Here is a 24290-nt window from a genome sequence, read left to right as displayed (position 1 = left end):
GGGAAGGGCGACGTGGAAGCGGGGAAGGGCGGGGTGAGGGGCAGGGGCAGGAGGGGTGCGGGCGCAGAGAGGAATGTCAGTGGTCGCGCCTAGACTGGATCCCACGATGAGCGAGTTTGAACTTCTGGAGCCCGGTGCTCCGTTCGGTGGTCCTTCTGCGGGCGGCGCGCCCGGCGAGGGCGGCGGCGACCCCCTGCTCGACGGGCTGAATCCCGCGCAGGAGCGCGCCGTGGTGTCGCGCGGGCCGGCACTGCTGATCGTGGCGGGCGCCGGATCGGGCAAGACCCGCGTGCTCACCCACCGCATCGCCCACCTCATCCGCAACAAAGAGGCGTGGCCGAGCCAGATCCTCGCCATCACCTTCACCAACAAGGCGGCCGCCGAGATGCGCGAGCGCATCGAGGGGCTGCTGGGCGACGGCGCGCAGGGCATGTGGATCTCGACGTTCCACTCCGCGTGCGTGCGCATCCTGCGGCGCGAGGCCGAGCGCTTCGGCTACGTGTCGGGCTTCACCATCTACGACTCGGCCGACTCGCGCGCGCTGCTCAAGCGCATCATCAAAGAACTCGACGCCGATACGTACGGATTCACGCCCGCGAACGCCGGATCGAAGATATCGAAGCTCAAGAACGAGCTGAGCGACGCCGACGACTACGCGGCGACCATGAACGAGAACGACCCGCGCGACCGCCTCTTCGTCGAGATATTCAAGATGTACGAGCAGGAGCTGCGACGCGCCAACGCCTTCGACTTCGACGACCTCATCGGGCAGACGGTGCAGCTCTTCCGCGCCCACCCCGACGTGGCGGCCGTCTACCAGCGGCGCTTCCGCCACATCCTCGTCGACGAGTACCAGGACACGAACCACGCGCAGTACTCCCTGATCCGCGAGCTCACGCGGGCCGTCGCGCCCGAGGAGGTCGACCGGCTCATGCCGCCCGCCCGAGAGCGCGAACTCGACGCGAGCGGCGGCATCCCGCCCGCCAGCCTCACCGTCGTCGGCGACAGCGATCAGTCGATCTACGCCTTCCGCGGGGCCGACATCCGCAACATCGTCGAGTTCGAGCGCGACTTCCGCGGCGCCGAGGTGGTGAAGCTCGAGCAGAACTACCGCTCCACGCAGAACATCCTCTCGGCCGCCAACGCCGTGATCGGCAACAACTTCGACCGGCAGGAGAAGAACCTCTGGACCGCCGAGGGCGACGGCGCGAAGATCGTCGGGTTCACCGGCTACTCGCAGCACGACGAGGCCCGCTTCGTCGCAGAGGAGATCGAGGATCTGCACCGTGCAGGCACCGCCTACGGCGACATCGCGGTGTTCTACCGCACCAACTCGCAGACCCGCGCCCTTGAAGAACTGCTGATCCGATCCGCCATTCCGTACCGCGTGCTCGGCGGCACCAAGTTCTACGAGCGCGCTGAGATCAAAGACGCGATGGCCTACCTGACCAGCATCGCGAACCCCTACGACCCCATCGCGTGGTCGCGCCTGCTGGGCGCCCCGAAGCGCGGCGTCGGGCCCATGGCCGAGGCGCACCTCGCCAACTTCCAGGAGGCGCAGGGCATCTCCTTCCACGAGGCGATGCTGCGCGCCGACGAGGTCGGGGCGCTCGGCCCCAAGCTGCGCGGCACTGCGCGGCAGCTCGCCGAGCTGCTCACCCGGGCCGCGCGCATGGCGGTCGGCGGGGGCGCGACCGACGACTCCGCCGAAGAGGCGCAACCGGCGCCGGTCGGCGACGTGCTCAAGCTGATCCTCGACGAGACCGAGATGATCGAGAAGCTCCGGGCCAAGCGCGACCCGCAAGACGACGCGCGCGCCGAGAACCTTGAAGAGCTCATCGCGGTCGCCCGCGAGTTCGACGCCAAGCAGCCGGGCGCCGGCCTGCTCGCCTTCCTCACCGAGGTGAGCCTCGTCGCCGCAGCCGACGATCTCGACGACACCAGCGGCACCGTCTCGCTCATGACCATGCACACCGCCAAGGGCCTCGAGTTCAAGGCCGTGTTCATCACCGGCGTCGAAGAGGGGCTGCTGCCGCACCAGATGTCGGTCGACGAGGTCGGCGGCATCAGCGAGGAGCGGCGGCTCATGTACGTCGGCATCACGCGCGCCCGAGAGCAGCTGTACCTCACGCTCGCGTCGACCCGCGCCACCTTCGGCGACATCTCCGTCGCGATGCCCTCCCGCTTCCTGCAGGAGATCCCCGAGGGGCTCATCGACTGGCGGCAGTCTCCCGGCGAGGTCACCGGCCGCGGCGGCACCGAGTCGCGCGCGCTCAACGCGCCCCGGGGCTCGTCGTCGGGCTACGGAGCGGGCGGCCCGCGATCGCGCGGGCGCATCGACTCGTCGGTGTCGTTCGGCAGCTCGGGATCGCGCGGCGGTTCGGGAGCGGCGGCGGTCAGCGAGCCCGCCAGCGGCAACATGCAGTCGGCGCTCGAGAAGTGGCGCGAGCGCAAGCGGCAGGCCAAAGCGGCGCAGGCCGCGGGCGGCGGCTTCCCCAACATGATCGGCGGCGCGGCCCGCGACAACGGCGACCTCGAACTCGCTTCGGGCGATCGCATCCGCCACGACGAGTACGGCGAGGGCCGCGTGACGAGCGTCACGGGCGTCGGTTCGAAGCGCATCGCCCACGTCGTGTTCGACGCGGTGGGGGAGCGCAAGCTGCTGGTCAAGCTCGCGCCCATCAGCAAAGTCGACTGATCGCGGTTCTCCGGGAGCCGGTCGGCGGCCCGGGGGGCGACGCGTCATCCGAGATACGGTGCATCCCGTGGCGGCTCCGTGTCGGGACCGTGTCCCGCAGCGACTCCGTGTCCCGCAGCGGGCCGAGGGCCAACCGGGTCGAGGGTCGGCGCCGTCGACCAGTGCCGGCGCCGTCGAGCGGTGACGGCGACTGCGCGCCTCACCCGATGAGGATGCGGTACTCCTGCATCATGCGCTCGAGATCCTGCTCGTCCGCGGCGATGTCGCCCTCGCCCTGCATCCATTCCCCGAGCTGCGCGCTGATCACGCCGTGCGCGAGCGAGGCCGCGAGTGTGGCCTCCCGCACGGGGGAGTCGAGCTTGGCATGCTCGGGATGGGCGAAGAGCCAGGCCGCGGCGGTGCCCGTGAGCTGGTGCGCGGACTCCATCAGCGTGACGAGCGCCATGCGGCCGGCCTCGGGTTGCTCGGCGATGAGCTGCGCGCGCAGGCGGGCCACCTCGGTGTTGACGTTGTTGTGGCCGATCGCCGCGAAGACGAGGCGCAGAATGCCGAGAGTGAGGTTCTCGGGGCAGCTGTCGAGTACCACGAACGCATCGTCGCCCTCGGGGATGCTGATCGCGCGCCCCACGATCGCGTAGTCGCGGCCGGCGAAGTAGTTGAAGAACGTGCTGCGCGAGATATCGGCCATCTCGCAGATCGCCTCGACCGTCACGTGCTCGACGCCGTGCTCGAGAGCCAGTTTCACGGCCGATGTCTCGATGGCGTTCTCGGTCGCCCGGCGCTTTCGCGCTCGCAGCCCCTCGCGTCTCGGGGTCTCGGCCTGTTCCACGTCCACCTCCGTTATCACCCGCCGCCGGAGAGGTCTGGCGCCTTGCGGCGCAGAGACCCCCGCTGGCTGCAGCTCCCTCAGCATACCGGCCGAGGCTGGGAGCCCCGTGGCCGAGAGGGTGAAGCGCAGGGTGAAGTCAGGGGGGCTCCACAAGGATGCGTGTGTACCCTGTCAGAAACCGTCAGGGCGGCGAACGGTGAGGGGAAACGCGGGGAAGGGGGAGCCATGGGGCGGTTGGCTGCGCTCATTCGGCGGCAGGACGCCCACTCCCTGTACCTCGCCTCAGCGGCGTTTCTGCTCGGCCTCACGCTGCTGGTCGACGTGGTGTTCCACAAAGACATGATCAACCCGCCCCTCACCTGGGCGCTGCTGATGTTCTGCGTGGTGGGCGGGTGCGTGGTGATCGCCTTCGGCAGGCAGGTGCCCCGCTGGATCGGCATCCTGAGCGTGCTGATCTTCATCGTCGCCGAGACCTACTACCTCAGCCTCCCCGATGATCCGCAGTCGGTCATCTCGTCGGTGCAGCAGCTGCCGGTGGTCGCGTTCTACCTGGGGTGGTTCGTGCGGCCGCGGCTCGCGGTAGCGTTGATCGTCGTCTGCCTCCTGGTCTTCGGTGCGACGATGTGGACGAACCCGCTGCTCTGGGCCGACGGCATCATCGGCGCCCCGGTCGGCGTGCACGCCCTGCTGGCGCTGCTCTTCTGCTTCGGGGCGGGCATGTACCTGTGGCGCCGGCAGGCCCACGCCGCGACGATCGATCCGCTGACGGGGGCCTACCACCGGCAGGCGCTGGTGGACCGGGTGGCGCAGCGGCTGCAGCGCAGGTCGACGCGACGGGATCCGTTCTGCCTCGTGCTCATCGACTTCGACGACTTCAAGCATCTCAACGACAGCAGGGGTCATGCCGCCGGCGATGCGGCGCTGTTCGACACGACCGCCGTGTGGCGCGATGAGTTGCGGACGGGCGACGTGATCGGCCGGATCGGCGGCGACGAGTTCGCGCTGCTGCTGCCGCACGTGAAGGTCGAGGGAGCCCGCGCCATCGTGGAGCGCTTGAAGAGGGCTTCGCCCTACCCGTGGTCGGCGGGGATCTCGCAGTCGGGGATCGGAGACACCCCCGATTCGATGCTCGCACGCGCGGACCGGGGGCTGTACCGCGAGAAGCTGGCGCGGCCGGGGCGGCGGGTGCGAAGCGATGGATAGGCTGCTGACCGATGCGGTGGCGGGGGACCTGGAACGCGCGCGGGCGCTGCTGCGTCGCTTCGTGCGATGGCAGACGCCGTTCTCGACGGTGAGCGCGCTGATCCCGCTGATGCTCGTGGTCGTGTTCGCCTCCGATCTGCTGATCGGGCATCCGCACATCGAGCGGCGCATGGTGGTGGTCTGGCTGATCGTGTACCTCGTGCTGACGGTGATCCCCCTCGTGCTCGGCAGACGCTACCCGCTGTGGGCCGGTCTCGTCGTGGTCGCGGGGATGGAGGCCTGGTCGAGCTACTTCATGCTGTTCTCCCGCCACAGCCATACCGAGATCAACGCGCTGCTCGAGTTGCCGCTCGTGGCGCTGTACGTGGCGTGGTTCTATCCGACCGTCATCGCGTGGACGTTCATCGTGCTGAGCATGGCGAGGGTGTGGAGCACGCTGATCTGGCATCCGGAGATGGGCAGCGGGATCGGGTCACCGGTCATCATGATCGGCTATGCGGTGATCATCATGCTGTTCTGCTTCGAGGGGGCCCGCGCGGTGCGGCGTCAGCTCTTCGCGCAGGCGAACACCGATCCGTTGACGGGGGCGCTGAACCGCCGCGGGCTCGCCGAGGCGGGCCCGCGCGCGGTGCGGCGGGCCCGGCGCACCGAGGAGCCGCTGGCGGTCGCGGTGGTCGACTTCGACAACTTCAAGCGGGTGAACGACGCCGGGGGCCACGCCGCCGGCGACGCCGCCCTGCGCGAGTCGGCGCGCGGGTGGTCGGCGATGGTCGGTATGCGCGGCAGCGCGGGCCGTGGCGGCGGGTTCGTGGTGCGGCTCGGGGGCGATGAGTTCGCGCTCGTGGCGCGAACCGGCGCGGCGGAGCTCGAGGAGAGGCTGCACCGTGCGCACGAGGAGTCGTCGTTCTCCTGGTCGTGGGGAGTGGTGGCGGTGCAGACCGGCGAGGAACTGGACGATGCGATCGCGCGAGCCGACGGCGAGCTCTACCGCGGCCGCGGCGCCGGGCTCTCGCGCTGAGCCCGCGGGCCGGGATGCGTCCATGTCGCGGTGATAGACTCTGCGACTGGTCGACTTATCTCGACGTCGAGACATTTTTCTGCCTCGGACACCTAAGACTCCAAGCAAAGGACAGTACGTGGATCTGTACGAGTACCAGGCACGAGACCTTTTCGAGCGATACGGGGTGCCGGTGCTTGCCGGCGTCATCGCGGATACGCCGGAGGAGGCGCGCGCCGCGGCCGAGAAGCTCGGCGGCGTGGTCGTGGTCAAGGCTCAGGTGAAGACCGGCGGTCGCGGCAAGGCCGGCGGCGTGAAGGTCGCCAAGAACCCCGACGAGGCGTTCGAGGCGGCGCAGTCCATCCTCGGTCTCGACATCAAGGGGCACGTGGTGAAGCGCGTGATGGTCGCCGCCGGAGCCGATATCAAGCAGGAGTTCTACTTCTCCGTGCTGCTGGATCGCGCCAACCGCTCGTACCTCTCGCTGTGCTCGGTCGAGGGCGGCATGGAGATCGAGCAGCTGGCGGTCGAGAAGCCGGAGGCGCTCGCGCGCATCGAGGTCGACCCGATCGTCGGTATCGACGCCGCGAAGGCCGAGGAGATCGCCCGCGCCGCGAAGTTCCCCGAGGAGCTCGTCGGCAAGGTCGTTCCCGTCTTCCAGAAGCTGTACGAGGTGTACTCGGGTGAGGACGCCACCCTGGTCGAGGTGAACCCGCTGGTGCTCACCGGTGGGGGCGAGATCATCGCGCTCGACGGCAAGGTGTCGCTCGACGCGAACGCCGATTTCCGCCACCCCGAGCACGAGGCGCTCGAGGACAAGGCGGCCGAGGATCCGCTGGAGGCGAAGGCCAAGGCCCAGGATCTCAACTACGTGAAGCTCGACGGCGAGGTCGGCGTGATCGGCAACGGCGCGGGCCTCGTGATGTCGACGCTCGACGTGGTCGCCTACGCGGGTGAGAACCACGGCGGTGTGAAGCCCGCCAACTTCCTGGACATCGGCGGCGGCGCCTCGGCCGAGGTGATGGCGGCCGGCCTCGACGTGATCCTCGGCGATCCGCAGGTGAAGTCGGTCTTCGTCAACGTCTTCGGCGGCATCACCGCGTGCGACGCGGTGGCCAACGGCATCGTGGGCGCGCTGCAGAAGCTGGGCGACTCGGCCAACAAGCCGCTCGTCGTGCGGCTCGACGGCAACAACGTCGAGGAGGGGCGCCGCATCCTCGAAGACGCCGCGCACCCGCTGGTCACGCTGGCCGCCACCATGGACGAGGGCGCCGACAAGGCCGCCGAGCTGGCGAACGCCCGCTGATCCGCTCCGAGACTGCACTGACGCTAGGAAAGAAGTAACACCATGTCGATCTTCCTGAACAAGGATTCCAAGGTCATTGTCCAGGGCATCACGGGCGGCGAGGGCACCAAGCACACCGCGCGCATGCTCGCGTCGGGCACCGACATCGTCGGCGGGGTGAACGCGCGCAAGGCCGGCACCACGGTGACGCACACCGACCAGCACGGCGCCACCGTCGAACTGCCCGTATTCGCCACCGTCGCGGAGGCCATGGAGAAGACGGGGGCCGACGTGTCGGTCGCCTTCGTGCCCCCGGCCTTCACCAAGGACGCCGCCGTCGAGGCCATCGACGCGGGCATCGGCCTGCTGGTGATCATCACCGAGGGTGTGCCCGTCAAGGACTCGGCCGAGCTGTGGGCTCACGCCAAGGCCACCGGGAACAAGACCCGGATCATCGGCCCGAACTGCCCCGGCATCATCACGCCCGACGAGGCGCTCGCCGGCATCACGCCCGCGACGATCACGGGCAAGGGCCCCATCGGCCTCGTCTCGAAGTCGGGCACCCTGACCTACCAGATGATGTACGAGCTGCGCGATCTGGGCTTCTCGACCGCCATCGGCATCGGCGGAGACCCCGTCATCGGCACGACGCACATCGACGCTCTCGAGGCGTTCGAGGCCGATCCGGAGACGAAGGCGATCGTGATGATCGGCGAGATCGGCGGCGACGCCGAGGAGCGCGCGGCCGAGTTCATCAAGGCCAACGTGACGAAGCCGGTCGTCGGCTACGTCGCGGGCTTCACCGCGCCGGAGGGCAAGACCATGGGCCACGCCGGCGCCATCGTGTCCGGCTCGGCCGGTACCGCCCAGGCGAAGAAGGAGGCTCTCGAGGCCGCCGGCGTGAAGGTGGGCAAGACCCCCACCGAGACCGCCGAGCTGCTGCGGCAGGTGTTCAACGCGCTGTAACCGCGTCGATCTGCGAGGCTCCCATCCCCGATCCGGTCGGGGATGGGAGCCTCGTGCGTTGCGGGCGACTGCGAAGCGAGTCGGTGCCGGTCGCCGCGGCTCGGCACCGAGAGGCGAATTTCGCAGGTGCATTCGCGGATCCGCATGCGAAAGCCGCCTTTCGAAGAGGAAGCGGATGGAGGTGCACTGATCCGCCCGCGGGAGACGCAGCCGGCGGATCCTCAGCCCCGCGGGCGGTCGAACGCCTCGCGAAGCGCGGGCTCGAGCTCGGGGTAGGCGAACGCGAAGCCGGCCTCCGCGAGTCGCTGCGGCAGCACCCACCGGCTCTTGAGCACGAGCTCGGTCTCCGTGCGGATCCCGATCGCGCCGATCTCCAGCGCCCAGCGGGGCGTCGGGGGCCCGAATCGCACGCCGAGCACGCGTCGTACCGTCGCCATGAACTCCCGATTGTCGACGGGGTGCGGGGAGCTCGCATTGATCGGGCCGTCGAGTTCGGGGTGCCGTTCGAGAAAGTCGATGACCCGCGCCACGTCCTCGATGTGCACCCAGCTGAACCTCTGCCGGCCGCGGCCCGCGCCGCGCGCGTGAGCGGTGCCGGCGGCTCGGCGGGCGCGGCTCACCGGCCACGGTCCGTCGTGCTGCGGGCCGCCCAGACCGAGCCGGGCGAGGCGCCGCAGCGGACCCAGCACACCGCCGTGCCCGAGCACGATGGCGCTGCGCAGCGCCACTCTGCGCGTGCCGGGCAGCTCGTCGCGGAAGAGCGCGCGCTCCCACGTCTTCGCGACGTCCACGGAGAAGCCCGCGCCGATCTCGCCGTCCCGTTCGGTCATCGGCCGGTCCTCGGCATGGCGGTAGACGGTCGCGGTCGCGGCGTTGACCCACAGCGGCGGGGGCGCCGCCGCGCGGGCGACGGCGCGCGACAGCTCCGCGGTGGTCTCGAGGCGGGAGCGGAAGATCTCGGCCCGGTTGGCGGGGGTGTATCGGCAGTTCACGCTCTTCCCCGCGAGCCCCACCACGAGGGCTGCGCCGTCGACGGCGGCGGCGATTCCTCGCTCGTCTCCCCAGTGCAGATCAGATCCGGAGCGCCCGATCGTCACGACCTCGCGGCCCTCGCCGCGGGAGCGGTCGGCGAGGTACCGTCCCATGAAGCCCCCGGCGCCGCCGATGACGACGCGGCCGCGGTCGGGTTCGGGATCGCGGTCGGAGTCGGGTCCGGGGGCGTTCGCGTGCGCGGTCATGCGGCCAGCCTACGAGGCGGCGACGCGGCGCGCGGCCCGCGCGCCGGAATCGTGCTCCGGCTCGGGCGTCGCGGTGAGAAGCGCGCCCCGCGCTCACTACACTGGACCGCATGAGCGAACCCCAGGGAGCACACCTCGTCGGCAGCATCAACTTCGACGACGCCGAGACCACGATGCGCACCGCCGCCGAGCACCTCGGCGACCGGTTGAAGCGCATCCCGGACGGCGAGGTGGGGGAGCGCTTCCACTGGATCGTGTTCCAGGCCGACCGTCTGGGCGCGACCGACGGCATCGAGCGCGTCGGCGACGAGCCGATCCCGCTGCGCATGCTCGATATGCGGCCGGTGCGCCTCGCCGAGGGGGTGCGCGCCGCCGATCTCAGCCTGCCGCCGCTCGGCTACGCCGACGCCGCGCTCGAGTCGTTCGCCGTCTTCTCGCGGCTGAAGGGCGAGGGCGCGATCCCGGCCGGCACCCGCTTCCAGGTGTCGCTGCCCACGCCGCTCGGGGTGGTCGGCAGCTTCGTGCGGGCGGCGGATCGCGTCGAGTTCGAGCCGGTCTACGAGCGCGCGCTCGCCGCCGAACTCGACCGCATCCTCGTGGAGATCCCGCACGACGAGCTCGCGATCCAGTGGGATGCGGCCCTGGAGTTCGCGATGCTGGAGCAGCAGACGAGCTTCACGGGGCAGCCCTACGAGTGGTTCGACGACGTCTGGGCCGGCACGAGCGAGCGGCTCGCCCGCCAGATCGACCGGGTGCCCGGCGATGTCGAGGTGGGCGTGCACCTGTGCTACGGCGACGTGGCCGAGAAGCACTTCGTCGAGCCGCGCGACACCGCGAATCTGGTGCGCTTCGCGAATCTCGTGGTCGCGGCCGCCGAGCGCCCCCTCACCTGGCTGCACCTGCCGGTGCCGATCGAGCGCGACGACGCCGACTACTTCGCGGCGCTCGCGGGGCTCGCGATCCCGCAGCAGACCGAGCTCTACCTCGGCCTCGTGCACCGCGAGGACGGCGCGGAGGGCGCCGAGCGTCGCATCGCGGCCGCGCAGCAGCACGTGGCGCGACCCTTCGGCGTCGCCACCGAGTGCGGTTTCGGCCGCGCCCCGGAGGGAACCACGATCCCGCTGTTCGAGACGCACCGGGCGGTCGCGACCGCCTGGTAGGCCGGGCCGAGCCGACGCTCAGCCGATGATCGGCAGGTCGATCCCGAGCTGCGTGGCGCCGGATCGGGCGAGCAGGAAGCCGATGATGCCGAGGATCCATGCCGTGTTCTCGGCGCCCGTGCGCTGCATCCACCCGGTGAGGCGGTGCAGCGGCCGTTCGACGGCGCGGGCGGCGAGCACGCGCGCCGCCAGCAGGATCAGGGCGGGCAGGATCATCACGATGCAGTAGCCCGCGAGCATCGCGAAGCGGGCGGGCATGCCGATGGGGGCGTCGGCCAGCATCGTCATGCCGATGAGGTAGGGGAGCATGCCCGCCACCTCGGCGAGGCCCGCGGCGAGGGCGACGCTCACGACCGCGGCGCGACTCGTGCCGTCGGCGAGCAGACGGTCGCGCCAGCGCAGGATCCGCCCGCTCGTCTGCGCCGCCGGGCTACCGTCCGAGAGCGCCGCGGCTTTCCGCTTGCGCGCGTCCGACACTCCGATCGCGATGCCGCTCGCGAGCAGCGCGAGCCCGCCCACCAGCAGCACGACCCGGCCGAGCGTCGAGCCGAGGAAATCGCGGCCCGCGTCGATGACGTTGACGAGCCCCAGTGTGAAGAGCACGCCGATCGCGAGGTAGAACAGCGTGATCGTGCCGAGGTACAGCAGCACGCGGGCGATCCGGGGCCGCCCCGGCGCGATGAGGAGGAACAGCGGGATCAGCAGGGTGCCGACGCTGAGCCCGTCGAGCAGGGCGAGCAGCGCGAGGGCGAGGGGCAGCGGGACATCGGCGAGGATCGGGAGCTGGGCGGTGACGAGCATGCCGCCACTCTCGCGGCTGCGCCCCGCGCGCGCATCGGCGGAAAGCAGGATGCGGTCTCATCCTTTGGTCGGAGACGAATGTCCGAGGCTGCTGCTTGGATGGGAGCATGATCACTGAGACGGAGCGGCCCCGCGGTGTGTTCCGAGCGCTCGCCGATCGGCCGGCGGCGCTCGCGGGCAGCTACCTGCTGCTCGCGATCGTGCTCGCGGCGCTCGGGTGGTCGGGGCTGTGGAGCATGTTCTCGCTGCTGCCGGACCGGGTATCGCCGTGGTGGGGGCTGGCGACGGCTGCGCCCGCCTGCGCGCTCGTGCTGCTGAGGCGCCGCGCGCCGCTGGCGGGGCTCGTCGCCGCCGCGATCGTCTTCGTCGCCGACCTGCTCACCGTCGGTGGGCTCGTGCCGCTGCTCGTGCTGCTCGAGCTCTTCCACGCGCGCACGGTGCGGCTCGCCCCGGCCCGGCGCAGGCGCATGCTCTGGGTGATGATCGTGAGCACGCTCGCGCTCGTGGTGAGCGCCCTCGCGCTCGCCGACGACCCGCGCGAAGCGGTGATGGTGGGCATCCAGTTCGTGGGGCTCGCCGGGCTGACGTACTGGTACGCGAACTCGGTGGCGCAGTCGCGGGAGCTGGTCGCGCTCTACCGGCAGCGCGCCGACGACACGGCCCGGCTCGCAGCGCTCGACCGCACCGCCGCGGTGCAGGGGGAGAGGGATCGCATGGCCCGCGAGCTGCACGACGTGGTCGCGGGGCACATCTCCGCGATCGCGATCCGCAGCGAGGCCGCGCTCGGTCTGCAGACGGGCGACGCCGAGGAGACGCAGGAGCGGCGGGCCCTGCGGGCGATGCGCGACGCGAGCCTCGAGGCCCACGGCGCGCTGCGCACCATGATTCAGGTGCTGCGGTCGGGCGAGAGCGACTTCCAGCTGCCGCCCGGCCGGGCCGGCCTGCCCGGGCTGGTCGAGGCCGCGAACGGCTCGGGGGTCGCCGCGACGCTCAACGACGAGGGAGGCGGCGGGCTGCCCGCGCAGCTCGATCAGGCCGTGGGCAGCGTGGTGCGCGAGGCGCTCGCGAACAGCGTGCGCCACTCGTCGGGCGCCGATGTCGACGTGCGGCTGTCGAGGGGCGAGGGCGAGGTGCGCGTCAACGTGGTCTCGCGCGGCGGCTCCGCCCTCGCCAGCCCCGCGCTCGCGGGCAGCGGCATGGGGCTCGAACTGCTGCGGGAGCGCGTGCGCGCGCTCGGCGGCGAGCTGTTCGCCGGGCCGGAGGGCGCCGGCGTGTGGGCGGTGCGCGCGCGACTGCCCGAGCAGGAGGGGGCGTGCGCGCGACTGCCCGAGGAGGGGGCGGCGTGAACGCGGCGGGCGGTGAGCGGGCTGCGGCGGCGGGGCTCGGCGGAGCCGGGCAGACGCCTCCGAGTGTGCTGCTCGCCGACGACCACGGCATGATCCGCGAGGGCCTCCGCATGATCCTCGAGACCCACGGCGTGACCGTGGTGGGCGAGGCCGGTGACGGAGCGGCCGCGATCCGCAACGCGGCCGCGCTGCGCCCCGACGTCGTGCTCATGGACCTGCGCATGCCGGGCGTCGACGGCGTCGAGGCCACCCGTCGCATCGTCGCCGACGGCAGCGCCGAGGTGCTGGTGCTCACGAGCTTCGACGAGGACGAACTGGTGCTCGCGGCCATCCGAGCGGGTGCCGCGGGCTTCCTGCTGAAGACCACCGAGGCGGCCCCGCTCGTCGACGCGGTGCGACGAGTTGCCGCCGGGGAGGGCGTGCTCGACCCCCGCGTGACCCGCCGCGCGCTCGCCGCACTCGCGCAGGCGCCGCAGGCGACCGCGCCGGCGCCGCTGCCGGGCCTCGAACAGCTCACGGCTCGAGAGCGGCAGGTGCTCGACGCGATGCGCGCGGGCCGCTCGAACGCGGGCATCGCGGCCCGACTCGGCATCTCGGTGCCGACCGTCAAGACCCACGTCTCGAGCATCCTGGTCAAGCTCGGCGCCGAGAACCGCGCGCACGCGGCGGCGCTCGCGCGAGACGCGCAGCTCGATGCCGGGGTCGGGGCCACCGACGACCCTCGCCCCGAGCGCCGCGCGAGCGGCGGCGGATCCGTGCGCGAACGCTGACGTAGAATAGTGGGGTTGCGCGGGCAGAGCCGCGCGCTCGCGCCGATCCCGGCGTCTCGTCAGCCGATCCGCGGCCTCGGTCGCACGGCATCCCCTGAAAGGACCCCCGTGACCAGCCGTCTGCTCCGCTCGTTCTCAGTCACCGCCGCAGCCACCGCCGTCCTCGCCCTCGGCCTCACCGGATGCGCCGGCGGGGCGTCGACCGAGTCCGGGCAGCAGGGCGCCGCCGGCGAGACGATCCGCATGGGCACCCAGCCGTGGCTCGGCTACGGCCAGTGGTACGTCGCCGACGATCAAGGCTTCTTCGACGACCGCGGCGTCGACGTGGAGCTGTCGAGCTTCAACGCCGACGCCGACGTGAACGCCGCGCTCGCCGCCGGCCGCCTCGACATGGCCAACGTGGGTGCGCAGGCCGCGCTGCAGTTCATCGAGCAGGGTGTCGACGTGTCGATCGTGCTGCTGCTCGACTCGGCCACCGAGGCCGACGCGATCCTCGCGGGCGAGGGCATCGCCGACGTCGCCGACCTCGCGGGCAAGAAGGTCGCGTTCGAGCGGGGCGCGACGAGCGAGATCCTGCTCGCCGAGGCACTCGACGAGGCCGGCATGAGCTTCGACGACATCGAGGTGGTCGAGTCATCGGCCGACCAGGTCGCCCCGATCCTGCTCGCCGGGCGGGTGGATGCCGGCGTCACCTACGAGCCCTACATCAGCGAGGCCCTCGGAGCCGGGCAGGGCGTCGGCACCGTCGCGACCGCGGGCGAGTACCCCGGCCTCATCACCGACGTGCTCGTGGTGCGCAACGACGTGCTCGAGCAGCGCCCCGACGAGGTGACCGAGGTGCTCGCGGCATGGGACGACGCCGTGGCCTTCTACGGCGAGCACACCGACGAGGCCCGCGCCGTCATCGCGGCGGGCGTCGGCTCGGATGTCGCCGACCTCGAGACCGCGTTCGACGGCGTGCACTTCTACACGCTCGCCGAGAACCGCGAGCTGCTGAACGGCGACTACGTCGCGCAGACGCTGCCCGCCCTCGTCGAGGTCGCGCAGCGCATCGGCCTCATCTCGGGCGACGTCGACGCGGGCAGCACGATCCGCACCGACTTCCTCGGAGAGTAACCCGGCCAGGCATGTCCCGCAACGACTCAGCCTCCGCCGCGCGGCGCCCCCGTCGCCGCGCCCGCATCGGCCGCACGCTCGGCAGGCCCGCCTATCTGGCGACCGCCGTCGGCACGTTCGTGGTGCTCATCGTCGTGTGGACGCTCGCGAGCGCGACGGGACTCGCCGACCCCATGTTCCTGCCCGGGCCGGGGGCGGTGCTCGGGGCCCTCGCCGAGCAGGCGGCGAACGGCGAGCTGTGGGCCGACATCGGCATCAGCTCGTTCCGCATCCTGATGGGCTTCGTCATCGCCACGCTGATGGCGGTGCCGATCGGCACGCTGATGGGTGTGAACGCGCGCGCCGAAGCGGCGCTCGAGCCGCTCATGGACTTCATCCGCTACATGCCGGTGGTCGCCTTCGTGCCGCTCACGATCGTGTGGGTGGGCATCGAGGAGAGCCAGAAGTTCCTCATCATCTGGATGGGCACCTTCTTCCAGCAGGTGCTGATGGTGGCCGACGCGGTGCGGCGCACGCCCCGCAACCTCGTGAGCCTGGGGGAGACGCTCGGGCTGAGCTGGGCGCAGCTGCTGATCCGCATCGTGGTGCCGTCGGCGATGCCGCGCATCTGGGATGCGCTGCGGATCACGCTCGGCTGGGCGTGGACGTGGCTGGTGGTGGCCGAGCTGGTGGCCGCGTCGAGCGGCATGGGCTTCCGGATCACGGTGGCGCAGCGCTTCTTCCAGACGGACCTCATCATCGGCTACGTGTTCGTGCTGGGGCTGCTCGGCCTCGTGCTCGACCAGGTGATGCGCGCCGCCGGGCGCCGCATGTTCGCGTATCAGGAGGGCCGGGCATGAGCGGGCAGGATCGGGCGGCGGCCCCCAAGCTGCGCATCAGCGGCCTGGTGAAGCGCTTCGGCAGCGGCGACCGGGCGGTGACGGCGCTCGAGGGCGTCGATCTCGAGGTGGGCGAGAACGAGTTCGTCTCGATCGTGGGGGCGTCGGGCTGCGGCAAGTCGACGCTGCTCTCGCTGGTCGCGGGTCTCGAAGAGCCGAGCGCGGGCACGATCGAGGTGAGCGGCCGCGAGGTCGCGGGGCCGGGTCGGGATCGCGGGGTCGTGTTCCAGCAGGCGACGCTCATGCCGTGGCTGACGGTGCAGCAGAACGTGGAGTTCGCGCTGCGCGGGGAACCGGGGTTGACGCGCGGCGACCGGGCGGATCGGGCTCGTGAGTTCCTGGGGCTGGTGGGACTCGAGGGGTTCGAGCGCTCCTATCCGGCGCAGTTGTCCGGTGGCATGCAGCAGCGCGTGGCGCTGGCCCGCTCGCTCAGCTACGGGCCCGACATGCTGCTCATGGACGAACCGTTCGGCGCGCTCGACGCGCTGACCCGGCGCACCATGCAGGAACTGCTGCTCGAGGTGTGGGAGCAGCATCGGCTGACGGTGCTGCTCGTCACCCACGACATCGACGAGGCCGTGGTGACGAGCGACCGCGTGGTCGTGATGAGCCCGCGCCCGGGTCGGGTGCGGCGCATCGTCGACGTGCCGATCCCGCGCCCGCGCACGCTCGCCTCGGAGCGCACCCCCGAGTTCCAGGGGCTGAGCGACGGCATTCTCGGGCTCATCCGCGACGCGCCTCACGCCGGGTGAAGCGGCGGCGCCTCCGGGAAGCGGAGTAAGCTGCTGGCGATGAGAGCCATAGTCACCGCCGTGGTCGCCGCGATCGAGGCGGCGGCCGTCGCCTTCGCCGGGTTCGCGGTGGTCGCGGTACCCGCGCTGCTGCTGTGGATGGTCGTGTTCGGGCTCGCAGCGGAGCCGGCAGCGGTGATGGCCGGGATCGCTGGCGTCTGGCTGCTGGCCCACTGGGTGCCGATGCAGTTCGAGATCGACGCGCAGACGGCGCTGGGCCTCGGCCTCGCCCCCGAACCGATCGCGGTCGTGCTCTCGCTCGCCCCGCTCGGGGTCACCGTGCTCACGGCGGCGCTCGCGGCCCGCGCCGGCTGGCGCTTCGGGGGGCGCGGCGGCTCCGGCGCCGCCGGTGCGCTGGGCGGTGCGCTGGGCTTCGGCGCCGTCTCGTTCGCGGCTGCCACACTGGCGGCCCCGCTCGCGGTGTGGCCGCTGTGGCTCTCGGCGCTCGTGCCGGCGCTCTGCTACGGCGCCGTCTCGACGGCGGCGTTCGCGGCGCGCGCGGTGCGCGACGAGCACGGCTGGTGGCGTGCGTGCACGCGTGCGGCGCAGCGCGGGGTGGAGCGGATCGGCGCCTCCGGCGCGGCTGCGGTGCTGCCCGCTCGCGCGGCCGAGACCGTGCGGCTCGCGGCCGCCTCGCTCGCGGCCCTCGTCGGGATCGCCGCTCTCGCACTGTCGGCCGCGATCGTGGTGGGCTACCCGCACGTGATCGCGCTGACGCAGGGCCTGCACCTCGACCCGCTCGGTTCGACGCTCGTGTTCCTCGTGCAGCTGGCGCTGCTGCCCGTGGCGCTGATCTGGGGCGCCGCGTGGGTGACAGGGGCCGGGTTCTCGGTGGGCGCCGGCAGTTCGGCGACCCCGTTCGAAGCTCTGCTCGGGCCGCTGCCCGCCCTGCCGCTCTTCGGCGCGATCCCGCAGGGCTGGGGCGGCCTCGGTGCGCTCGCCCCCGCCGCGCTGGTGCTCGTCGGCGTCGCCGTCGGGGTGCTCTTCGCCCGCAGACCGCAGCAGCGGCGCGCGAGCTGGACCGCCGCCCTCGTCACGCCCGTCCTGGCCGCAGCGCTCGTGGGCCTCGCTGTGGCGGCGCTGTGCGGGCTCGCGAGCGGCTCGCTCGGCCCGGGGCGCCTCGAGACGGTCGGGGCCGATCCGTGGCTCGCGGGCGGCCTCGCCGCCGCCGAGCTGGGCGGTGGGCTGCTGCTCGGCGTTTCCGCGGCCCGCATCGACCTGCAGCGCATCAGGGCGGCGCTGCCCGAGGCCGTGAAGGCCGTGAACGAGCGAGTGCGGCCGCCTCGAGCCGGCGAGGGGTCGCGCGGGGCTGCCGAGGGGCTGCCGGTGCTCGACGGGCTCGACCGGTTCGACGGCGGCATCCGGCGATCCGCGGCGCGGGCGGCGGGGGGCGAGAGCTCCGACGACGAGACCGTCGACCTCTCCGACGCGGCGCTCGTGGATTCGGCGGGTCGCGCGCCTCACCCGGGGGCGCCCCGCGAACCCGAGGGCGCGACGCGATCGGCGGGCTCCGCCGCGCTCGCCGACGCCGCGGGCTCCGACGCCTTCGACACGGAGGCGTACGACGCCGACGCCTTCGACACCGAGGCGTATGGCACCGAGGCGTATGGCACCGAGGGGTACGACTCCGACGCGTCCGGAGGCGCCGCCGTCGACGGCCCGGCCGCCGAGGGGGACGGCGCCGACGCGGGCCCCGCCGAGACCGGAGATGCCGACGCCCACGACGCTGATAACGGCGACCCCCATGACACCGAGGCGCTGCTGCGCGCCTACTCCTGGGACGAACGACAGACGGGGGCGGGCGATCCCGAGCCTCCGCGCCCGACCCGCCGCTGGGGCCGTCGCAAGCGCTAGGCGTGGTCTCGGAGCGTGCGCGCATGCTCTAAGCTGGAGATGCAATCCACGGGAGTCCCGACGCGCGGGGCTGAGAGGGAGCACGCGAGCTCCGACCGTTCAACCTGATCTGGTTCATTCCAGCGGAGGAAGGAAGCCTTCAATGACGCCCGCACCCACGTCCACATTCGCCGCCCGCGCCCGTCGCGCAGCGGCCCCCGTCGTCGCGCTCACCGCGGTCTGCGGTCTCGCGCTGACCGGCTGCTCGGGGTCGGCCCCCGGCGACGCCCCGGCCGAGACCGATACGGTCACGCTCGTCGTGCACGACTCGTTCCCGAACGAGGAGTTCGCCGAGGCCGCGAGCGCCGCGACCGGATACGACGTCGAGGTGATCTCGGCCGGCGACGGCGGCGAGCTCACCAACAAGCTCGTGCTCACCGCGGGCGCCCCCATCGCCGACGCGTTCTTCGGCGTCGACAACATCTTCGCCTCGCGACTCGTCGAGAACGACGTGGCCCTGGCCTACCGCCCCGCCGAGTTCCCCGAGAGCGGGATCCCGTACGCGATCCTCGAGGGCGAGCATGCGGATGCCGGGTTCGCGCTCACGCCCGTCGACCACGGCGCCACCTGCATCAACATCGATCCGGCCTGGTTCGCCGAGCAGGGGCTCGCGGAGCCCGCCACGTACGAGGATCTCGCGAAGCCCGAGTACCAGGGCCTCACCGCGCTGCTCGACCCGACCGCCTCGTCGACGGGCGCCTCCTTCCTCGTGGGCACCGTCGCGGCGTTCGGCGAGGACGGCTTCGCCGACTACTGGAAGAGCCTCACCGACAACGGCGCGCGCATCGAGCAGGGTTGGAGCGATGCCTACTACGGCCAGTTCACGCAGGGCGGCGAGGGTGGCACCAAGCCGATCGTCGTCTCCTACGCGTCGTCGCCGGCGTTCACCGTGAACGAAGATGCCACCGAGAGCAGTACCCGCGCGCTGCTCGACACCTGCACCCGCCAGGTCGAGTACGCCGGTGTGCTGAAGGGCGCCGCCAACGAGGCGGGCGCGAAGGCCGTCGTCGACTACCTCGTGTCGCACGAGTTCCAGCAGACGATCCCCGACGCCATGTACATGAGCCCCGTCGACGCCTCGGTCGAGATGCCCGAGGCGTGGGCGAAGTTCGCCCCCGAGCCCGCAGCGGATCAGACCCACGACCTCGCCCCCGACGAGATCGAGCGCGGGCGCGAGGGCTGGCTGAAGACCCTGGGCGATACGATCGGCCTCTGACATGCCCCCCGTCATCCCGCGCGAGCGGAGCGAGTCGCGGGAGCCCGCGACTCCTCCGTCGGGCGGGATGACGGAGAGCGGGCCGCGCGGGGCGAAGCGGGTCCGGCGCCCCGCATCCGGCACGGGCGCGTGGGCCGTCGCGGGGTGGACGCTCGCGACGGCGCTGCCGCTCGCCTTCCTCTTCGTCTTCTTCCTGTGGCCCGTGCTCTCGCTCGTCGCCACCGGCTTCACCGACGACGGCCGGCCCGACTTCGGTGCCGTGCCCGAGGTGTTCGGCGCCGCCCGCACCTGGCGGGTCATCGGCCAGACCCTGCTGCAGGCGGGGCTCGCCGCGGCGCTCGCCGTCGTGCTCGGGGTGCCCGCGGCGTACGTGCTCTACAAGCTCGAGTTCCCCGGCCGCACGCTGCTGCACGGGCTCATGACCGTGCCGTTCGTGCTGCCCACCGTGGTGGTGGGCGTCGCCTTCAGCGCACTCTTCGGACCGGCCGGGCCGCTCGAATGGATGGGCCTCGACCGCACGCTCACGGTGCTGGTGCTCGCCCTCGTGTTCCCGAACGTCGCCGTCGTCGCCCGCACTGTCGGCAGCTTCTGGGCCCGGCTCGACGACAGCTCCGCGATGGCCGCCCGGGTGATGGGAGCGGGGCGCATCCGCGCCTGGCTCACCGTCACCCTGCCGGCCCTCGCCCCCGCCCTCGCCTCGGCGGCGGCCCTCGTCTTCCTCTTCTGCTCGACCTCGTTCGGCATCGTGCTGATCCTCGGCGGGCGCGAGTTCTCGAACGTCGAGACCGAGATCTACCGCCTCACGGTGCAGTTCCTCGACCTGCGGGGGGCGGCAGTGCTCTCGCTCGCGCAGTTCGTCATCGTGGGCGCGACGCTCGTGGTGTCGGCGCGGCTGCGGCGGGCGGGCGAGCGGGCCGTGGAGCTGCGCGAGGACGCCCCGCGCGAGAAGCGGCCGGGCCTCGTCGATCTGCCCGCGATCCTCGTCTTCTCGCTCACCGCGCTGCTGCTGCACGCCGTGCCGCTGCTCACCCTCGTGCTCCGATCGCTGCGCGACGGAGGCGGCGGCTGGACCATCGCCCACTACGCCGCACTCGTGCGGCCCCCCGCCGAGCTGCCGCTCGACGCCCCGGTCGCGCACGCGATCGGGCTCTCGATCCGCATCGCGGCCGTCGCCGCCGCGATCGCGCTGCTGCTCGGCATGCTGCTCGCGCTCGTGCTCTCGCGCAAGCCGCGCGCGCCCGGTCTGCGGCGCGCCCAGGGCCTGTTCGACGGGCTGGTGATGCTGCCCCTCGGGGTATCGGCGGTGACCCTCGGCTTCGGCCTGCTCATCACGATGCACCGCCCCCTCGGCCTCGGCTTCGACCTGCGCACCTCGGCCGTGCTGATCCCGGTCGCGCAGGCCCTCGTCGCGCTGCCGCTCGTGGTGCGCATCCTGCTGCCGGTGCTGCGCGGCATCGACGAGCGGATCCGCTTCGCGGCGGCGACGCTCGGCGCGACCCCCGTCACGGTGCTCGCCACGATCGATCTGCCGCTGCTCGGCCGCAGCGCGGGGCTCGCGCTCGGCTTCTCGTTCGCCGCTTCGCTCGGCGAGTTCGGTGCGACCTCGTTCCTCGTGCGCCCGGGCGCGCAGACGCTGCCGGTCGCGGTGGGCGAGCTCATCGGGCACCAGGCGCCCGGCAGCTACGGGGCGGGGCTCGCGGCCGCCGTGGTGCTCGGCACGCTCACCGCCGTCATCATGCTCGTGGCGGAGCGACTGCGCGTCGACGGCCGCTGGGGCGGCCGCGGCGCCCAGCGGCAGGGGGAGCTGTTCTGATGGGGGCCGGGCAGAGCCTCCGCGGGTGCTTCGACGTGCTGCTCATCGACGGGCGCTCGGGATCCGGCAAGACGTCGCTCGCCGCGCGCATCGTTCGCGAGTTCCGCGCGACCGGGGTCGACCCGCAGCTGCTGCGGGTCGAGGATCTCTACCCGGGGTGGGACGGCCTCGCCGAGGGATCCCTGGCCGTCGCCGACGTGCTCGATCGCGGGCGCTACCGGCGCTACGACTGGTACGCCGACGCCTTCGCGGAAGCACATCGGATCGAGCCCCGCGCGCCGCTCGTGATCGAGGGCTGCGGCGCGATCACGATCGACAACCTCGCTGCCGCGCGGCGCTGGGCGTCGCGGGCCGCGGGGGAGGGGGCGCTCGTGCGCAGCCTCTGGCTCGACTGCCCGGATGAGCTCCGGCGGTCCCGGGCCCTGGCCCGCGACGGCGAGAGCTACGCGCCCCACTGGGACCGCTGGGCCGCTCAGGAGGACGCGCTCTACGCCGCGCACGAGCCGTGGCGCCTCGCCGACGAGGTGCTGCGGGTCTGACGAAGCCCGTTCCGCCTCGCCCCTCCCGTGCAACTCGCCCCTCCGCGCGGTTCGTCGCCTCGGATCTCTCCCCTGTTTCGGAGGAGACCGGGGAGTCTCATCCGAAACAGGGAAGAGATCCGAAACTCGGTACGGGCGCCCGGCGAGGACGGCGGTCGCGCAGCCTCCGAGCCCGTCCGCTCCGCTCAGCAGCGCCTGCCGCGCCGGGTAGACTGGGGGCGTGCTGAAACTTGCGGTTCTGATCTCCGGCGGCGGCAGCAACCTGCAGGCGCTGCTCGACGCGGCGGCGGATCCCGAGTTCCCCGCCCGCATCGTCTGCGTCGGATCAGACACCGACGCCCCCGGCCTCGCCCACGCCGAGGCCGCCGGCGTGCCCACCTTCGTCGTGCGGCCGCGCGACTACGACGACCGCGACGAGTGGGGGCAGATGCTCTCGGCCGCGATCCAGGAGCACGGCGTGGGCACGGGGCCCGAGCCGGGCCTCGTCGTCAGCGCCGGCCTCATGCGCATCCTCCCCGCCGGCTTCGTGCGCGAGTTCTCGCCGCACCTCATCAACACCCACCCCGCCCTCCTGCCGCTCCACCCCGGAGCCCACGCCGTGCGCGACGCGCTCGCCGCCGGAGCGACCGAGACCGGCGTCACCGTGCACGTCATCGACGAGGGCGTCGACACCGGTCCCGTGCTGAGACAGGCCCGCGTCGAGATCCGCGCCGGAGAGACCGAGGAAGAGCTGCACGAGCGCATCAAGCAGCTCGAGCGCCCCCTGCTCGTGCAGACCGTGCGCGACATCGCTCTCGGGGAGCTCGACCTCGCCGAGGCCGCCCGAACCGCCCCCTAGACCGCAGGGCTCGTCGGCTGAGCCCGTCGAAGCCGAGAGCCCGCTCGACCGAACGCCCGCCCTCGACAGCATCGGGGGCGGCACGCCCCGACCCGAAGGAACCACATGGCAGTCCAGAGCCACGACCCCAGCCTCTACGAGCACCGCGACGTCGTACCGGTCACGCGCGCGCTCATCTCCGTGAGCGACAAGACCCGACTGCTCGACCTCGCCGCGGCGCTCGCCGAGGCCGGCGTCGAGATCGTCTCGACCGGCTCCACCGCGGCGACGATCCGCGAGGCGGGCCACCCCGTCACCGACGTGTCCGAGGTGACCGGCTTCGCCGAGGCGCTCGACGGCCGCGTGAAGACCCTGCACCCCGCCGTGCACTCGGGCCTGCTCGCCGACCTGCGCCTCGCCGACCACCGCGAGCAGCTCGAGCGGCTCGGCTTCGCCCCCTTCGAGCTCGTCGTGGTCAACCTCTACCCCTTCGAGCAGACCGTCGCCTCGGGCAAGCCCGCCGCCGACGTGATCGAGAACGTCGACATCGGCGGCCCCGCCATGGTGCGGGCCACCGCGAAGAACCACGCCAACACGGCGATCGTCGTCTCGCCCGGCCGGTACGACGAGGTCATCGACGCGGTGCGGGCCGGCGGCACCACCCTCGCGCAGCGCCGCTCGCTCGCGACCGAGGCCTTCGTGCACACCGCGCAGTACGACGCGGCGGTGGCCAACTGGTTCCTCGACCAGGAGGACGGCGAATGGGGAGACGCCCCCGCAGACGACGCCCCCGCCGAGGAGGGCTCGATCGACAGCATCTTCGAGACCACCGAGGGCTACGTCGGCTACGAGGTGTTCGGCCTGCGCGAGGCCGTGCTGCGCTACGGCGAGAACAGCCACCAGCGCGCCGCGCTCTTCACGGAGAACGAGGGCGCCGGCATCGCCCAGGCCACGCAGCTGCACGGCAAGGAGATGTCGTACAACAACTACGTCGACGCCGACGCCGCCCTGCGGGGCGCCTTCGACCACGAGCGCCCCGCCGTCGCGATCATCAAGCACGCGAACCCGTGCGGCATCGCCGTCGCCCCCGAGGGCGCCGCCGACCCGATCGCCGCCGCGCACGAGCTCGCGCACGCGTGCGACCCCGTCTCGGCCTTCGGCGGTGTGATCGCGGCCAACCGTCCCGTCACCGCGAAGATGGCCGAGACCGTCTCGGGCATCTTCACCGAGGTGATCGTCGCACCGGCCTTCGAACCGGACGCCCTCGCGATCCTCACTCAGAAGAAGAACGTGCGGCTGCTCGTGCTGCCCGCCGATTTCACCCCCAACCCGGTCGAGCTGCGCCAGGTCTCGGGCGGCTTCCTGCTGCAGGACGCCGACCGCAGCTTCACGCCGGCCGCCGGGTGGCGGCTCGCCACGGGCGAGCCGGCCGACGCCGACACCCTCGCCGAACTCGAGTTCGCCTGGCGCGCCTGCCGCGCCGTGAAGTCGAACGCGATCCTGCTCGCGCGGGGCGGAGCCTCGGTCGGCGTGGGCATGGGCCAGGTCAACCGAGTCGACTCCTGCCGCCTCGCGGTCGAGCGGGCGGGAGAGCGGGCGCGCGGGGCGGTCGCCGCCTCGGACGCGTTCTTCCCCTTCGCCGACGGGCTGCAGGTGCTCATCGACGCCGGTGTGCGCGCGGTCGTGCAGCCCGGCGGGTCGGTGCGCGATCCCGAGGTCATCGAGGCGGCGCAGGCCGCGGGCGTGACCATGTACTTCACCGGAGAACGTCACTTCTTCCACTGATCCGGCGCCGGAGCCGGGCCGCGACCGGCGATGATCCCGATCACCGTCGGTCCACGGCCGGGCTCCGGATCACCCGCCGCCTCACCCAGAAAGAGAGAACATGGAAATCGTCAAAGGCATCCTGGTCGTGCTGCACCTCGTCGGCTTCG

General features: G+C 72.2%; 20 protein-coding genes and 1 riboswitch. Of the genes, 17 read left to right on the top strand and 3 right to left on the bottom strand.

Annotated features, from left to right (window positions below; all coding sequences use genetic code 11):
• The first annotated feature begins 106 nt into the window (after window positions 1-106).
• On the top strand, window positions 107-2698 hold the full coding sequence (locus H490_RS30140; RefSeq protein WP_017885256.1) for an ATP-dependent helicase: 2592 nt from the start codon (window positions 107-109) through the stop codon (window positions 2696-2698).
• 199 nt (window positions 2699-2897) lie between these two features.
• On the opposite strand, the gene H490_RS30135 is transcribed toward H490_RS30140, so the two are convergent.
• The gene (locus H490_RS30135; RefSeq protein ID WP_238560357.1) at window positions 2898-3443 is read right to left on the bottom strand and encodes a TetR/AcrR family transcriptional regulator; all 546 of its coding nucleotides are present in this window, start codon (window positions 3441-3443) and stop codon (window positions 2898-2900) included.
• Window positions 3444-3752: 309 nt separating this feature from the next.
• Between H490_RS30135 and H490_RS30130 the strand changes: the two genes are divergently transcribed.
• From H490_RS30130 to sucD, 4 genes are all read left to right on the top strand, one after another.
• A complete protein-coding gene (locus H490_RS30130) occupies window positions 3753-4730 on the top strand; it encodes a GGDEF domain-containing protein (RefSeq protein ID WP_031290340.1) in 978 nt (325 codons plus the stop codon).
• The gene (locus tag H490_RS30125) at window positions 4723-5748 is read left to right on the top strand and encodes a GGDEF domain-containing protein (protein WP_017885253.1); all 1026 of its coding nucleotides are present in this window, start codon (window positions 4723-4725) and stop codon (window positions 5746-5748) included. The genes H490_RS30130 and H490_RS30125 overlap by 8 nt, the downstream gene beginning before the upstream one ends.
• Before the next feature lie 118 nt (window positions 5749-5866).
• Window positions 5867-7033: an ADP-forming succinate--CoA ligase subunit beta gene (gene sucC, locus H490_RS30120; protein ID WP_017885252.1), complete on the top strand. Its 1167-nt coding sequence runs from the start codon at window positions 5867-5869 to the stop codon at window positions 7031-7033.
• Window positions 7034-7075: 42 nt separating this feature from the next.
• Window positions 7076-7978, top strand: coding sequence for a succinate--CoA ligase subunit alpha (gene sucD / locus H490_RS30115; RefSeq protein ID WP_017885251.1), 903 nt, complete (start codon window positions 7076-7078; stop codon window positions 7976-7978).
• 221 nt (window positions 7979-8199) lie between these two features.
• Here the strand turns inward: sucD and H490_RS30110 are convergent, their stop codons facing one another.
• A complete protein-coding gene (locus tag H490_RS30110; protein ID WP_017885250.1) occupies window positions 8200-9216 on the bottom strand; it encodes an epimerase in 1017 nt (338 codons plus the stop codon).
• Window positions 9217-9326: 110 nt separating this feature from the next.
• Here H490_RS30110 and H490_RS30105 point away from each other — a divergent pair, with 110 nt between their 5' ends.
• Window positions 9327-10376 (top strand): hypothetical protein, encoded by a 1050-nt coding sequence (locus H490_RS30105; protein ID WP_017885249.1) that lies wholly within the window; start codon window positions 9327-9329, stop codon window positions 10374-10376.
• A gap of 18 nt (window positions 10377-10394) precedes the next feature.
• Here H490_RS30105 and H490_RS30100 read toward each other — a convergent pair whose 3' ends face one another.
• Window positions 10395-11177 carry a GAP family protein gene (locus H490_RS30100; RefSeq protein ID WP_017885248.1) on the bottom strand — a complete coding sequence of 261 codons (783 nt, stop codon included), beginning with the start codon at window positions 11175-11177 and terminating at the stop codon, window positions 10395-10397.
• A 107-nt stretch (window positions 11178-11284) separates the two neighbouring features.
• Between H490_RS30100 and H490_RS0116420 the strand changes: the two genes are divergently transcribed.
• The 11 genes from H490_RS0116420 to purH all read left to right on the top strand — a co-directional run bounded on the left by H490_RS0116420 (window position 11285) and on the right by purH (window position 24141).
• The gene (locus tag H490_RS0116420; protein WP_017885247.1) at window positions 11285-12523 is read left to right on the top strand and encodes a sensor histidine kinase; all 1239 of its coding nucleotides are present in this window, start codon (window positions 11285-11287) and stop codon (window positions 12521-12523) included.
• A gap of 89 nt (window positions 12524-12612) precedes the next feature.
• A complete protein-coding gene (locus tag H490_RS30095) occupies window positions 12613-13293 on the top strand; it encodes a response regulator transcription factor (protein ID WP_152424361.1) in 681 nt (226 codons plus the stop codon).
• A gap of 108 nt (window positions 13294-13401) precedes the next feature.
• Window positions 13402-14409: an aliphatic sulfonate ABC transporter substrate-binding protein gene (locus H490_RS30090; protein ID WP_017885245.1), complete on the top strand. Its 1008-nt coding sequence runs from the start codon at window positions 13402-13404 to the stop codon at window positions 14407-14409.
• An 11-nt stretch (window positions 14410-14420) separates the two neighbouring features.
• On the top strand, window positions 14421-15248 hold the full coding sequence (locus H490_RS30085) for an ABC transporter permease (RefSeq protein ID WP_017885244.1): 828 nt from the start codon (window positions 14421-14423) through the stop codon (window positions 15246-15248).
• The gene (locus H490_RS30080) at window positions 15245-16039 is read left to right on the top strand and encodes an ABC transporter ATP-binding protein (protein ID WP_017885243.1); all 795 of its coding nucleotides are present in this window, start codon (window positions 15245-15247) and stop codon (window positions 16037-16039) included. Before H490_RS30085 ends, H490_RS30080 begins: the two co-directional genes overlap by 4 nt.
• A gap of 39 nt (window positions 16040-16078) precedes the next feature.
• Entirely contained in the window at window positions 16079-17932 is a 1854-nt protein-coding gene (locus H490_RS30075; RefSeq protein WP_152424348.1) for a DUF6350 family protein, read from the top strand.
• Between the two features lie 38 nt (window positions 17933-17970).
• A riboswitch (TPP riboswitch) is annotated at window positions 17971-18080 on the top strand.
• Window positions 18075-19187 (top strand): thiamine ABC transporter substrate-binding protein, encoded by a 1113-nt coding sequence (locus H490_RS30070; protein ID WP_017885241.1) that lies wholly within the window; start codon window positions 18075-18077, stop codon window positions 19185-19187. Its footprint overlaps the riboswitch before it by 6 nt.
• Window positions 19188-19254: 67 nt before the next feature.
• Window positions 19255-21000: an ABC transporter permease gene (locus H490_RS30065; RefSeq protein WP_017885240.1), complete on the top strand. Its 1746-nt coding sequence runs from the start codon at window positions 19255-19257 to the stop codon at window positions 20998-21000.
• A complete protein-coding gene (locus H490_RS30060) occupies window positions 21000-21539 on the top strand; it encodes a hypothetical protein (RefSeq protein WP_017885239.1) in 540 nt (179 codons plus the stop codon). Before H490_RS30065 ends, H490_RS30060 begins: the two co-directional genes overlap by 1 nt.
• A 220-nt stretch (window positions 21540-21759) precedes the next feature.
• A complete protein-coding gene (gene purN / locus H490_RS30055; protein ID WP_017885238.1) occupies window positions 21760-22377 on the top strand; it encodes a phosphoribosylglycinamide formyltransferase in 618 nt (205 codons plus the stop codon).
• A 105-nt stretch (window positions 22378-22482) separates the two neighbouring features.
• Window positions 22483-24141: a bifunctional phosphoribosylaminoimidazolecarboxamide formyltransferase/IMP cyclohydrolase gene (purH, locus tag H490_RS30050; protein ID WP_017885237.1), complete on the top strand. Its 1659-nt coding sequence runs from the start codon at window positions 22483-22485 to the stop codon at window positions 24139-24141.
• Window positions 24142-24290: the final 149 nt, after the last annotated feature.

Origin of the sequence: Leucobacter sp. UCD-THU, from assembly GCF_000349545.1 — a bacterium.
Classification (GTDB): Bacteria; Actinomycetota; Actinomycetes; order Actinomycetales; family Microbacteriaceae; genus Leucobacter; species Leucobacter muris.
Note: the sequence above shows the minus strand (reverse complement) of the source record. Positions and strands in the feature narration are given on the sequence as shown.

Excerpts from the sequence above, each read along its gene's own strand:
- H490_RS30140 (WP_017885256.1), top strand. The coding sequence starts at position 107 with ATGAGCGAGTTTGAACTTCTGGAGCCCGGTGCTCCGTTCGGTGGTCCT.
- H490_RS30130 (WP_031290340.1), top strand. The coding sequence starts at position 3,753 with ATGGGGCGGTTGGCTGCGCTCATTCGGCGGCAGGACGCCCACTCCCTG.
- H490_RS30125 (WP_017885253.1), top strand. The coding sequence starts at position 4,723 with ATGGATAGGCTGCTGACCGATGCGGTGGCGGGGGACCTGGAACGCGCG.
- sucD (WP_017885251.1), top strand. The coding sequence starts at position 7,076 with ATGTCGATCTTCCTGAACAAGGATTCCAAGGTCATTGTCCAGGGCATC.
- H490_RS30110 (WP_017885250.1), bottom strand. The coding sequence starts at position 9,216 with ATGACCGCGCACGCGAACGCCCCCGGACCCGACTCCGACCGCGATCCC.
- H490_RS30105 (WP_017885249.1), top strand. The coding sequence starts at position 9,327 with ATGAGCGAACCCCAGGGAGCACACCTCGTCGGCAGCATCAACTTCGAC.
- H490_RS30100 (WP_017885248.1), bottom strand. The coding sequence starts at position 11,177 with ATGCTCGTCACCGCCCAGCTCCCGATCCTCGCCGATGTCCCGCTGCCC.
- H490_RS0116420 (WP_017885247.1), top strand. The coding sequence starts at position 11,285 with ATGATCACTGAGACGGAGCGGCCCCGCGGTGTGTTCCGAGCGCTCGCC.
- H490_RS30095 (WP_152424361.1), top strand. The coding sequence starts at position 12,613 with ATGATCCGCGAGGGCCTCCGCATGATCCTCGAGACCCACGGCGTGACC.
- H490_RS30085 (WP_017885244.1), top strand. The coding sequence starts at position 14,421 with ATGTCCCGCAACGACTCAGCCTCCGCCGCGCGGCGCCCCCGTCGCCGC.
- H490_RS30080 (WP_017885243.1), top strand. The coding sequence starts at position 15,245 with ATGAGCGGGCAGGATCGGGCGGCGGCCCCCAAGCTGCGCATCAGCGGC.
- H490_RS30075 (WP_152424348.1), top strand. The coding sequence starts at position 16,079 with ATGAGAGCCATAGTCACCGCCGTGGTCGCCGCGATCGAGGCGGCGGCC.
- H490_RS30070 (WP_017885241.1), top strand. The coding sequence starts at position 18,075 with ATGACGCCCGCACCCACGTCCACATTCGCCGCCCGCGCCCGTCGCGCA.
- H490_RS30065 (WP_017885240.1), top strand. The coding sequence starts at position 19,255 with ATGACGGAGAGCGGGCCGCGCGGGGCGAAGCGGGTCCGGCGCCCCGCA.
- H490_RS30060 (WP_017885239.1), top strand. The coding sequence starts at position 21,000 with ATGGGGGCCGGGCAGAGCCTCCGCGGGTGCTTCGACGTGCTGCTCATC.
- purH (WP_017885237.1), top strand. The coding sequence starts at position 22,483 with ATGGCAGTCCAGAGCCACGACCCCAGCCTCTACGAGCACCGCGACGTC.